This window comes from Acidovorax sp. SUPP1855 (genome assembly GCF_030158955.1).
Taxonomy (GTDB): Bacteria; Pseudomonadota; Gammaproteobacteria; order Burkholderiales; family Burkholderiaceae_C; genus Paracidovorax.
Genome location: NZ_BQXI01000035.1, coordinates 36,289 through 47,550 on the forward strand (window position 1 = coordinate 36,289; position 11,262 = coordinate 47,550).

Below are 11,262 nucleotides of genomic sequence, written 5' to 3' on the forward strand. Positions count from 1 at the left end.
GCGTCAGTAGCCGCGCGAGCGGTCCACCAGCCCCACCATGGGCTCGCCCGCCTCGAACCGGCGCAGGTTGTCGACCACCACGTTGGCGGCGCTCAGGGGCTGGGTCATGCTCGCGATGTGCGGGGTGAGCTGCACGCGCGGGTGCCGCCAGAAGGCGTGCGACGGCGGCAGGGGTTCGGGATCGGTCACGTCGAGCACCGCCTCGCCGATCTGCCCCACGGCCAGCGCGGCCAGCAAGTCGGTGTCGATCAATTGCGGCCCGCGCCCCACGTGCACCAGCCCGGCACCGGCCGGTAATTGCGCGAACAGGTCCTTGTTCAGGAAGCCCCGCGTGGCATCGGTCAGCGGCAGCAGGCACACCAGGATGTCGGTGCGCGCCAGGAAGGCCGGCAGTTCATGCCGGTCCGCGTAGCAGTGCACGCCGGCGAACTGGTGGCGCGAGCGGCTCCAGCCCGCGCAGTCGAAGCCCAGGCCCCGCAACTGGGCCAGCACCGCCTGCCCCAGCGAGCCCAGGCCCAGCACGCCCACCCGGCGTTCGCTGGCCGGGCGCACCGGCAGCACGCGCCATTCGCCTTGCTGCTGCTGGCGGCGGTACTGGGGCATGTCGCGGTGCAGGCCCAGTACGGCGTGCGTCACGTACTCCACCATGCCCTGCACGATGCCCGGCTCCACCATGCGCACCACGGGCAACTCGGGCGGCAGCGCGGCGAAGTCGAACTGGTCCACGCCCGCGCCCGATGAAAACAGCACTTGCAGCTGCGGAAAGCGCGTGGCCAGGTCCTGCGGCGGCTCCCAGGCCGCGAGAAAGCGCACCTGGGCCGGGTCGCCGATGTCGGGCCAGATGCGAAAGTCGATCTCGGGCGCGCGGTCGCGGAACACGCCGGCCCACTGGCGACCGCGCACGGGGTCGGATTTGTAGAGAAAGGTGGTGGAGGTCACGGCAAGGCCCGGCAGGTTGGATCGTCGAAGGGGTGGGCTCAGCCCAGCGCCTGGGTGACCAGGGCGAACAGCCGCGGGGCACCGTGCGGGGCGTCCGATGCGGTGGGCAGGGTGCCGCCGCGCACCATGGTGGTGGGCGCGTCCACGCGCAGCAGGCCGATGCTCTCCAGCCACTCGGCCAGGCCGCTGTCGAAATCGATGTCGATGCGCGTGAAGTGGCCGGCGTTCATGCCGGCCAGGTGGGCGATCAGCGCCTTGGCGCTTTCCGCATCCGGCGCCACGACGGGGCCGATGGCATGCCCGCGGCCGAAGCGCCGCAGCAGCGCGAAGCCGCGCTGCTCGCCGTCGTGGTCCAGCACCACGCAGGCATCGCTGCGAGCCAATAGGTCGTCGATGAGCGCATCGCGCGGCATGCCGCGCGCCTGGGCGTCGAGCCGGTGCAACGCGGCCGCCTCGTTCAGGCCGGAGGGGCGCAGGCGCCAGCCGGGGGGCAGGGCGATCAGCGGCGTCGGCCGGGCCACGCCCTGGTGCTGGCGCACCTCGCCCGTGCGCACGAAGCCCAGGCGCTCGTACAGGCCGCGCCCCTCGGCGGTAGCGTGCAGCAGCACCGTGTGGCCGTCCAGGCCGTCGAGCAGCGTGGTCATCAGGCGGTGGCCGATGCGGCGGCCCTGGCAGGCCGGGGTGACGAGCACCAGCCCGATGGTCGCGTGCCGATCGCCCCACTTCCAGCGCTGGGCGGTGGCGATGGTCTGCCCGTCGCGCTCGGCCACGAGGCCCTCGGAATGCGCGAACACCTGCTCCCAGTCGGCCAGCCGGTGCGGCCAGCGCAGTTCGGCCGACAGCGCCTGCGCCTGCGGCAGGTCGTCGGGTGTCATGGGGCGCAGCAGCACGCCGTCCTCGGCGGTGGCAGGAGTGGCGGGCAGGGCGGTGGAGAGCATGGGCGGCGTCCTCGTTGCGAAGGGATTGGGCGTCTATCTTGGACGACATCGGCAGGCCGCACCACCCCGAATTCGGGTTTGCCCGCAACTTGCAAGCTTCGTCTGCCGGGCGCGTGCGTTTTGCAATTCGCTGCGGTGACGCGGGGCGTTACGGGCACAAATGCTGGACCTTCCTGCCTAGCATCGAAGCACCTTTTTCCAACTGCGCGCAGCCCCTTGCGCGCCCCCGTTCCATGCTGCTTTTCGATCCCCGGTCCATCGCCGTTCCTGCCGGCCACTTCATCGGCGGGCGCCTCGTGCCCGATGCCGGCCGCATCGCCGTGCTGCGCCCCTCCGATGGCCAATGGCATGCCGACCTGCCGCTGGCCGATGCCGCCACCGTGGACGCTGCGGTGCAGGATGCGTGGCAAGCCTGGCGCACTACCGACTGGGCGCGGCGCGCCCCGCGAGAGCGCGCCCGCGTGCTGCGCCGCTGGGCTGACATGATCGAGGCCGACGGACCGCAACTGGCGCCGCTGGAGGCCGTGTGCTCCACGCGCCCGGTGCGCGATGCCGCTGCGTGGGACGTGCCCTTCACCGCCGAAGGGCTGCGCTTTTTCGCCGAGTACGCCGACAAGCTCGGCGGCGAGGTGGCCGCCACGCGGCACGACCACCTGGGCATGGTGGTGGCCGAGCCCTACGGCGTGGTGGGCGCCATCACGCCGTGGAATTTTCCGCTGGTGATGATGTCGTGGAAGGTGGGCGCCGCGCTGGCCGCAGGCAATGCGGTGGTGCTCAAGCCGTCCGAGATGACGCCGTATTCCGCCGTGCGACTGGCCCAGCTGGCGGTGGAGGCGGGCGTGCCGCCCGGGCTCTTCAACGTGGTGCAGGGCGATGGCCGCACCACCGGCGATGCGCTCACGCGGCACCCCCGGATCGCCAAGATGACCTTCACCGGATCGACGCGCACGGGCGCCGCCATCATGGCCAGCTGTGCGCTGCAGGGCCCCAAGCCCGTCACGCTGGAACTGGGCGGCAAGAGCCCGCAGCTCGTCTTCGACGACGCGCCCGATGTCGACCGGCTGGCCGGCCTCATCGCCGGTGCCATCACCGGCAACGCGGGCCAGGTGTGCGTGGCGGGGTCGCGGCTCATCGTGCAGCGCGGCATCGCGCCGGAACTGGTGGAGCGCATCGGCGCGCGGTTCGCCGCGCTGCGGCCCGGCGCCACCTGGGACGACACCGCCACGCTGCCGCCCATCATCTCGGCGCCACAGGCCGCGCGCATCCTGGACATCGTGGAGCGCGCGCGCGACGCGGGCGCGCAGCTGCGCTGCGGCGGGGGGCTGTTCGACGACGTGGCCGGCGGCGTGGCGGCCGGTGCGCCGGGCGGAGCGTACTTCCAGCCCACGCTGCTCGAAGGCGTGGCGGCCGACAGCCCCGCCGTGCAGGAAGAGATCTTCGGCCCCGTGCTCACGGTGCAGACCTTCGACACCGAGGAAGAGGGCCTGGCCCTGGCCGCGCACGCGCACTACGGCCTGGCGGCCGGCGTGCACACCGCCGATATCGGCCGCGCGCTGCGCGCCATGCGCGGCATCAGCGCGGGCACGGTTTGGATCAACCGCTACGGGCGCAGCGCGGACTTCGTCATTCCCACCGGCGGCTATCACCAGTCGGGCATCGGCAAGGACCTGGGCCGCCAGGCCGTGGAGGCCAACCTGCGCTTCAAAAGCGTGCTCATCGACTTTGCTGCAGCGCACTAACGGTGCGTTGCCGCACGCCGGCGGTGCAGACCGCATGGCATGCCGCAAGGCCCCCGGCAAACCGCAGCTTTCGCGCGCCGCACCCCTGCATTTCCCTATGACACCCGCGAAACCGCGTGCTTCAATCACTTCGTAATGACACTGTCGCAAACGCCGAATAAGGCGCTGCGAACCGCCCCGGTCGGTGACCGGCCCAACCCGAGGATTCCGAGACCATGACCTTCCGTCCCAAGTACGTGACCTTCGACTGCTACGGAAAGCTCACCCGCTTTCGCATGGGCGAGATGACGCGTGAACTCTTCGCCGACCGCATTCCGGCCGAGCGCATGGAGCAGTTCATCGCCGACTTCAGCGCCTACCGCTTCGACGAAGTGCTGGGCGACTGGAAGCCCTACGAAGTGGTGCTCAAGAACGCCGTGCGCCGCCTGTGCAAGCCGTGGAAGATCCAGTACCTGGACGCCGACGGCCAGAAGTTCTACGACGCCGTTCCCACCTGGGACCCGCATGCCGACGTGCCCGCAGGCCTGGCCAAGGTCGCCAAGGAGATCCCGCTGGTGATCCTGTCCAACGCCTCCGACGACCAGATCCAGAAGAACGTCGCCATGCTCGGCGCGCCCTTCCACCGCGTTTACACCGCGCAGCAGGCCCAGGCCTACAAGCCGCGCCTGAAGGCGTTCGAATACATGCTCGACTCGCTGGGCTGCGGCCCGCAGGACGTGCTGCACGTGTCCTCCAGCCTGCGCTACGACCTGATGTCGGCCGACGACATCGGCATCAAGAACAAGGTGTTCGTGAACCGCGGCCACGGTCCGGGCAACCCGGCCTACCACTACGTGCAGATCGAAGACATCGGCGGCCTGCCGGGCGTCGTCGGCCTCTGAGCGGTTTTTACCTTCCTTCCCACAGCCCGCACGCCCCTTGCCATGAAGCTCGAGTCCTACTGGAACGATTCGGTCCCGCCGTTTGCGCTGGCACCGCACGATCTGCCGAGGCAGGTCGATGTCGCCATCGTCGGCGCCGGCTTCACCGGCCTGTCGGCCGCCCTGGCCCTGGCCCGGCGCGGCGCGAGCGTGGCGGTGCTGGAGGCGGGCGCCAGCGTGGCGCCCGAAGCATCGGGCCGCAACGGCGGCCACGTCAACAACGGCCTGGCGGTGGACTACGCCGAGGTGACCGCCAAGGTCGGCGTGGCGCAGGCCCGGGCCTGGTACCACGCCTACGACGCCGCGGTGGACACCGTGGACCGCATCGTGCGCGACGAGGCCATCGACTGCGATTTCCTGCGCCACGGCAAGCTCAAGCTCGCCACCCGGCCCCACCACCTGGAGGCGCTGCGGCGCAGTGCCGAGCGGCTCATCGCCGACGGGGTGGATACCGACGTGGAGATCCTCGACGCCGCCCGGGTGCGCGCCGAGGTGCAGAGCGACCGGTTCGAAGGCGGGCTGCTGTACCGGCGCAGCGCGCAGATGCACATGGGGCGGTTCGCCCAGGGGCTGGCCCTGGCCGCCCAGCGCCAGGGCGCGCAGATCCACACCGGCACCTGCGTGGACCGCATCGAGCGCGTGCAGGGCCAGGTGCACCGGCTGCACACCGCGCGCGGTGCGGTGCAGGCCAGCCAGGTGCTGCTGGCCACCGGCGCCTCGCGCCACGGCGGCTACGGCACGTTCGGCTGGCTGCGCCGGCGCATCGTGCCCATCGGCAGCTTCATCGTGGTGACCGAGCCGCTGGGCGCGGCGCGCGCGCAGGCCCTGCTGGCCGAGCGGCGCACTTACGTCACCATCGCCAACATCCACCACTATTTCCGCCTCACGGCCGATCACCGGCTGGTGTTCGGCGGCCGGGCGCGCTTCGCCATCTCCAGCCCGCAGCAGGACGCCGCCAGTGGTGAGATCCTGCGCGCCGGCCTGGCGGAGACCTTCCCGCAACTGGGCCGCGTGCGCATCGACCACTGCTGGGGCGGCCTGGTGGACATGACGCAGGACCGCCTGCCGCACGCCGGCGAGCGCGACGGCCTGTTCTATTCCATGGGCTACAGCGGCCACGGCACGCAGATGTCGGTCCACATGGGCGAGCGCATGGCCGCCGTGATGGCCGGCGATGCTGAGGCCAATCCCTGGCGCGGCCGCGACTGGCCCGCCGTGCCCGGCCACTTCGGCCCGCCGTGGTTCCTGCCGGCGGTGGGGCTGTACTACCGCCTGAAGGACCGGCTGGCCTGACGTCCCAGCGGGCGCCTGCCACCTTCCCTTGATTCCCACCATTCCAAGATCCCCGTTCCCCCCACTGCCACCCGTCACAGGAGCATCACCATGAGCGACAGCCGCACCCCGTTCGACACCCTCGTCGGTCCCCAAGAAAGCCTTCGCGTGATGGACTCGCTGCGGCGGGGCGCCACGCGCCGCGACGTGCTCGCCATGCTGATGGCGGGCGGCATGCAGGCCACGCTGGCCGGCGGCCTGGCGGGCATGGCGGTCACCGCGCATGCGCAGACGCCCCGCCGCGGCGGCCGCATCCGCGTGGCCGGCGCCACGGCCGCGGCCACCGACACACTGGACCCGGCCAAGCAGTCGAACCAGACCGACTACTCGCGCGGCACCATGCTCTACAACGGCCTGTTCGTGCTGGACGGCTCGCTCACGCCGCAGCCCGCGCTGGCCGAATCGTCCGCCACGCAGGACGCCAAGACCTGGGTGTTCACCCTGCGCAAGGGCGTCACCTTCCATGACGGCAAGGCCCTGTCGCCGGCCGACGTGGTGTTCTCCATCCTGCGCCACAAGGACCCGGCCACGGCCTCCAAGGCCAAGGTGCTGGCCGACCAGATCGAGACCGTCAAGGCCTCGGGTCCGAACGAGGTGACCATCGAGCTGACCGCGCCCAACGCCGACCTGCCGGTCATCCTGGGCACCTTCCACTTCCACATCGTCAAGGAAGGCACCACCGACTTCAACGCCGGCATCGGCACCGGCCCCTACAAGCTCAAGGAGTTCAAGCCCGGCGTGCGGTCGCTGATGGTGCGCAACGACGCCTACTGGAAGCCCGGCAAGCCCTACCTGGACGAGATCGAGTTCGTGGGCATCGGCGACGAGAGCGCCCGCGTGAACGCGCTGCTGTCGGGCGGCATGGACCTGGTGGCCTCGGTCAACCCGCGCGCCGTGGCACGGGTCAAGGGCACGCCCGGCTACGCCATCTTCACCACGCAGTCGGGCCAGTACTCCGACCTCATCCTGCGCAAGGACATGGGGCCGGGTGCCAACCCCGACTTCATCCTGGCCATGAAGTACCTGTTCGACCGCGAGCAGATGAAAAAGAGCATCGCGCTCGACTACGCCGTCATCGCCAACGACCAGCCCATCGACCCGACCAACCGGTTCTACTTCAAGGACCTGCCGCAGCGCGCGTTCGACCTGGACAAGGCCAAGTTCCACCTGCAGAAGTCGGGCGTGACGGGCAAGGTGCCCGTGGTCACCTCGCCGGCCGCCATGTACTCGACCGAAACCGCGCTGCTGCTGCAGCAGTCGGGCCAGCGCATCGGCCTGGACCTGGACATCAAGCGCATGCCGGCCGACGGCTACTGGTCCAACCACTGGCTCAACAGCCCGGTGGGCTTCGGCAACGTGAACCCGCGCCCCAGTGCCGACACCATCCTGACGCAGTTCTTCAAGTCCGACGCGGCCTGGAACGAGTCGCGCTGGAAGAGCCCGCAGTTCGACCAGCTGCTGTTGGCCTCGCGCGCCGAGACCGATCTGGCCAAACGCCGCCAGATGTACGCCGACATGCAGACCATGATCCACCAGGACGCGGGCATCGGCATTCCGCTGTTCCTGGCCAGCATCGACGGACATTCCACCAAGCTCAAGGGCTTGTCCCCGATTCCGCTGGGCGGCCTGATGGGCTACTCTTTCGCCGAGCACGTCTGGCTCGAAGCCTGACGCCCCGCACGCACCGAGCACTGGAAGCCGCCGCGCCATGAACCGTGTGATTCTCAAGCTCCTGGTCCAGCGGATCCTGCTGGCGCTGCTGTCCCTGCTGGCGGTCTCGGTGATCGTTTTCTCGATCACCGCCGTGCTGCCGGGCGACGCCGCGCAGGAGCAGCTGGGTCAGGACGCCACGGTCGAGGCCCTCGCCGCGCTGCGCGCCCAGATGGGGCTGGACGTGCCGGCCCCGCTGCGCTACCTGCGCTGGCTGGGCGGCATCGTGCGCGGCGACCTGGGCCAGTCGGTCACCACGCAGATGCCGGTGGGCGAGCTGGTGGCCAGCCGCCTGCCCAATTCGCTGCTGCTGGCGGCCGTGACCGCGCTGTTCTCGGTGCCCATCGCGCTCACCCTGGGCATCGCCTCGGCCGTGTGGCGCGGCTCGTGGTTTGACCGCCTGGCCTCGTCGGCGGCGGTGGCCGTGGTGTCCGTGCCCGAGTTCCTGGTGGCCACGCTGGCGGTGCTGGTGTTCGCCGTCAAGCTCAAATGGCTGCCCGCGCTGTCTTACGTGAGCGACATCGAATCGGTGGGGCAGATGCTGCGGGCCTTCGCCATGCCCGTGCTCAGCCTGTGCTGCGTGATCGTCGCGCAGATGATGCGCATGAGCCGCGCCGCCGTCATCGACCAGCTGGAGGCGCCCTACATCGAGATGGTGCGCCTGAAGGGCGCCTCGCCCCTGCGCATGGTCATGGCCCACGCGCTGCCCAATGCCATCGGGCCGATCGCCAACGCGGTGGCGCTGTCGCTGTCATACCTGCTGGGCGGCGTCATCATCATCGAGACCATCTTCAACTACCCCGGCATCGCCAAGCTCATGGTCGATGGCGTGACCCAGCGCGACATGCCGCTGGTGCAGACCTGCGCCATGATCTTCTGCGCGGGCTACCTGATCCTGGTGACGGCGGCCGACGTGTGCGGCATCCTCGCCAACCCGCGCCTGCGCCACCGCTGACCACACCGAAGGGCCGACCCATGGATTCCCTGACCCACCCTTCCGGCCCGCCCGCCACGCCGCGCCACGCGGTGCGCCGCTGGCTCTCGGGCTTCGGCATCTCCGGCCTGATCGGGCTGGCGGTGCTGCTGTGCTGGATGCTGGCCGCCCTGGCCGGTCCCGTGCTGCTGCCGGGCTCGCCGCAGGCGGGCGGCGGCTCCGACGTGTTCGCGCCCATCAGCGCCCAACACTGGCTGGGCACCGACTACCTGGGACGCGACATGCTGGCGCGCGTGATCGACGGTGCGCGCTACACCGTGGGCGTGGCCCTGCTGGCCACCCTGCTGGCCAGCGGCACGGGCACGGCCCTGGCGCTGTTCGCCGCCGCCATGGGCGGCAAGGTGGACACCATTCTGAGCCGCGTGCTGGACACCCTCACCGCCATTCCCAGCAAGATGTTCGCACTGATCCTGGTGGCCGGCTTCGGCTCGTCCGTCGCCATGCTGGTGGCCACGGCGGCGGTCATCTACATCCCGGGCGCCTACCGCATCGCGCGGTCGCTGGCCGTCAACATCAATGCGCTCGACTACGTCACCGTGGCGCGCACCCGGGGCGAGGGCACGCTCTACATCATGCTGCGCGAGATCCTGCCCAACATCGTGGGCCCCATGCTGGCCGACCTGGGGCTGCGTTTCGTCTACGTGGTGCTGCTGCTCGCCGGCCTGAGCTTCCTGGGCCTGGGCATCCAGCCGCCCGCGGCCGACTGGGGATCGCTGGTGCGCGAGAACATCGGCGCGCTGCCTGACGCCGGCGCCTCGGTCATCGCGCCGGCGCTGGCCATCGCCAGCCTGACCATCGCGGTCAATCTCGTCATCGACAACCTGCCGGGCCGCGCGGCCCGCGAACGCGGAGGGCGTTGAACATGGGGGCATCCGTTGTCGTCCAAGACCTGAGCATCACCGCGGGCGACCAGACGCTGGTCGAGCGCCTGAGCTTTCAAATCGCGCCCGGCGAGGTGCTGGCGCTCATCGGCGAATCCGGCTCTGGCAAGACCACCACGGCGCTCGCGCTGATGGGCTATGCACGGCACGGCTGCACCATCTCCGGCGGTAGCGTGCGCATCGGCGACGTCGACGTGCTGCACCTGGCGCCTGCCGCGCAGCGCGCGCTGCGCGCGCTGCGCGCGCTGCGCGGGCGCACCGTGGCCTACATCGCGCAGAGCGCCGCCGCGTCGTTCAACCCGTCGCGCACCATCATGGACCAGGTGGTCGAGCCCACCCGCATCCACGGCACCATGAAGCGCGCCGAGGCCGAGGCCAAGGCGGTGCAGCTGTTCCGTGAACTCGCGCTGCCCGACCCGGACACCATCGGCGACCGCTACCCGCACCAGGTCTCGGGCGGGCAACTGCAGCGGCTGATGGCGGCCATGGCGCTCATCACCGACCCCGACCTCGTCATCCTCGACGAGCCCACCACCGCGCTGGACGTGACCACGCAGATCGAAGTGCTGCTCGCCTTTCGACGCGTGGTGCGCGAACGCCGCGCCACCGCCGTCTACGTGAGCCACGACCTCGCCGTGGTGGCGCAGATGGCCGACCACATCCTCGTGCTGCGCAACGGCCGGATGCAGGAGGTGGACACCACCGCGCACATCCTCGCCGCCCCGGCCAACCAGTACACCCGGTGCCTGCTGGCCGCCGCGCGCCCCACGCCGCGCGTGGCCGAGCACTGCCGGGGCGAGGGCGAGCTGCTGCTCGATGTGCGCGACCTGTCCGCCGGCTACGGCCCGGTGGACGCCACCGGCCGCCCCGCCGCGCTCATCCTGGAAGACATCAACTTCAAGCTCTACCGCGGCCAGGCCATCGGCGTCATCGGCGAATCGGGCTCGGGCAAGACCACGCTGGCGCGCGCCATCGCCGGGCTCATACAGCCCTGGCACGGCACCATGCTGTTTGGCAACTCGGAGCTCAAGACCACGCTGGGCGCGCGCACCAAGGAAGAGCTGCGCCGCATCCAGATCGTTTTCCAGATGGCCGACACGGCGCTCAACCCCTCGCACACCATCGAGCGCATCCTGGCCCGGCCGCTGCAGTTCTACAAAGGGCTCAAGGGCGAGGCGCTGCAGCGGCGCATCCGCGAGCTGCTCGACCTGGTCAAGCTGCCGCACAGCGTGGAGGATCGCCTGCCCGGCGGCCTGTCGGGCGGGCAGAAGCAGCGGGTCAACCTGGCCCGCGCGCTCGCGGCCGACCCCGACCTGATCCTGTGCGATGAAGTGACCTCCGCCCTCGACACCGTGGTGGGTGCCGCCGTGCTCGACCTGATGGCCGAGCTGCGGCGCGAGCTGGGCGTGTCGTACCTCTTCATCAGCCACGACCTGCACACCGTGCGCTCCGTGTGCGACGAGATCGTCGTCATGCAGCACGGCCGCAAACTGGCGCAGGTGGCGCGCGCCGACTACGACCGCGGGCCGCACCACCCGTATTACGAACTGCTGGCGCGCTCGGTGCCCGAGCTGCGCCAGGGCTGGCTGGAGGAGAGGGCCGGCGCACCGGCCGTGCTGGCCGCAGCGGCCTGAAACACAGGCGATCCCTACCGGAGACACCCCATGCACCCCATCTTCCGCATCGCCGTGATCCCCGGCGACGGCATCGGCAAGGAAGTCATGCCCGAAGGCCTGCGGGCCATCCAGACCGCGGCCGAACGCTTCGGCTTCGAGCTGGAATGCCGCACCATCGACTGGGCCAGCTGCG

General features: G+C 70.5%; 9 protein-coding genes and 1 pseudogene. 8 read left to right on the plus strand and 2 right to left on the minus strand.

Annotation, left to right across the window (positions count from 1 at the left end):
* Positions 1 to 3: 3 nt before the first annotated feature.
* Together AVMA1855_RS22605 and AVMA1855_RS22610 are read right to left on the minus strand one after the other, a co-directional pair.
* Complete coding sequence (locus AVMA1855_RS22605) at positions 4 to 939, minus strand: 2-hydroxyacid dehydrogenase (RefSeq protein WP_284411887.1); 936 nt, start codon at positions 937 to 939, stop codon at positions 4 to 6.
* 38 nt (positions 940 to 977) lie between these two features.
* Positions 978 to 1,877, minus strand: a complete 900-nt coding sequence (locus tag AVMA1855_RS22610; RefSeq protein ID WP_284398936.1) for a GNAT family N-acetyltransferase — start codon at positions 1,875 to 1,877, stop codon at positions 978 to 980.
* Positions 1,878 to 2,110: 233 nt separating this feature from the next.
* Between AVMA1855_RS22610 and AVMA1855_RS22615 the strand changes: the two genes are divergently transcribed.
* The 8 genes and pseudogenes from AVMA1855_RS22615 to AVMA1855_RS22650 form a co-directional block, all read left to right on the plus strand.
* Positions 2,111 to 3,616 carry an aldehyde dehydrogenase family protein gene (locus AVMA1855_RS22615; RefSeq protein ID WP_284427387.1) on the plus strand — a complete coding sequence of 502 codons (1,506 nt, stop codon included), beginning with the start codon at positions 2,111 to 2,113 and terminating at the stop codon, positions 3,614 to 3,616.
* A 215-nt stretch (positions 3,617 to 3,831) separates the two neighbouring features.
* Positions 3,832 to 4,497: a haloacid dehalogenase type II gene (locus AVMA1855_RS22620; RefSeq protein WP_284427388.1), complete on the plus strand. Its 666-nt coding sequence runs from the start codon at positions 3,832 to 3,834 to the stop codon at positions 4,495 to 4,497.
* Between the two features lie 42 nt (positions 4,498 to 4,539).
* Complete coding sequence (locus tag AVMA1855_RS22625; protein ID WP_284427389.1) at positions 4,540 to 5,829, plus strand: NAD(P)/FAD-dependent oxidoreductase; 1,290 nt, start codon at positions 4,540 to 4,542, stop codon at positions 5,827 to 5,829.
* A gap of 90 nt (positions 5,830 to 5,919) precedes the next feature.
* The gene (locus AVMA1855_RS22630; protein ID WP_284398929.1) at positions 5,920 to 7,539 is read left to right on the plus strand and encodes an ABC transporter substrate-binding protein; all 1,620 of its coding nucleotides are present in this window, start codon (positions 5,920 to 5,922) and stop codon (positions 7,537 to 7,539) included.
* 37 nt (positions 7,540 to 7,576) lie between these two features.
* Entirely contained in the window at positions 7,577 to 8,533 is a 957-nt protein-coding gene (locus AVMA1855_RS22635; RefSeq protein ID WP_272568392.1) for an ABC transporter permease, read from the plus strand.
* A 20-nt stretch (positions 8,534 to 8,553) separates the two neighbouring features.
* Positions 8,554 to 9,432, plus strand: a complete 879-nt coding sequence (locus AVMA1855_RS22640) for an ABC transporter permease (RefSeq protein ID WP_284427390.1) — start codon at positions 8,554 to 8,556, stop codon at positions 9,430 to 9,432.
* A gap of 2 nt (positions 9,433 to 9,434) precedes the next feature.
* Entirely contained in the window at positions 9,435 to 11,087 is a 1,653-nt protein-coding gene (locus tag AVMA1855_RS22645) for an ABC transporter ATP-binding protein (protein WP_284427391.1), read from the plus strand.
* A 30-nt stretch (positions 11,088 to 11,117) separates the two neighbouring features.
* Positions 11,118 to 11,262 (plus strand): annotated as a pseudogene (locus AVMA1855_RS22650) (isocitrate/isopropylmalate family dehydrogenase); the annotation flags it as partial.

What these genes read in the sequence shown, in the direction of transcription:
- AVMA1855_RS22620 (WP_284427388.1), top strand. Translation starts at nt 3,832, where the DNA reads ATGACCTTCCGTCCCAAGTACGTGACCTTCGACTGCTACGGAAAGCTC.
- AVMA1855_RS22610 (WP_284398936.1), bottom strand. Translation starts at nt 1,877, where the DNA reads ATGCTCTCCACCGCCCTGCCCGCCACTCCTGCCACCGCCGAGGACGGC.
- AVMA1855_RS22635 (WP_272568392.1), top strand. Translation starts at nt 7,577, where the DNA reads ATGAACCGTGTGATTCTCAAGCTCCTGGTCCAGCGGATCCTGCTGGCG.
- AVMA1855_RS22625 (WP_284427389.1), top strand. Translation starts at nt 4,540, where the DNA reads ATGAAGCTCGAGTCCTACTGGAACGATTCGGTCCCGCCGTTTGCGCTG.
- AVMA1855_RS22615 (WP_284427387.1), top strand. Translation starts at nt 2,111, where the DNA reads ATGCTGCTTTTCGATCCCCGGTCCATCGCCGTTCCTGCCGGCCACTTC.
- AVMA1855_RS22645 (WP_284427391.1), top strand. Translation starts at nt 9,435, where the DNA reads ATGGGGGCATCCGTTGTCGTCCAAGACCTGAGCATCACCGCGGGCGAC.
- AVMA1855_RS22630 (WP_284398929.1), top strand. Translation starts at nt 5,920, where the DNA reads ATGAGCGACAGCCGCACCCCGTTCGACACCCTCGTCGGTCCCCAAGAA.
- AVMA1855_RS22640 (WP_284427390.1), top strand. Translation starts at nt 8,554, where the DNA reads ATGGATTCCCTGACCCACCCTTCCGGCCCGCCCGCCACGCCGCGCCAC.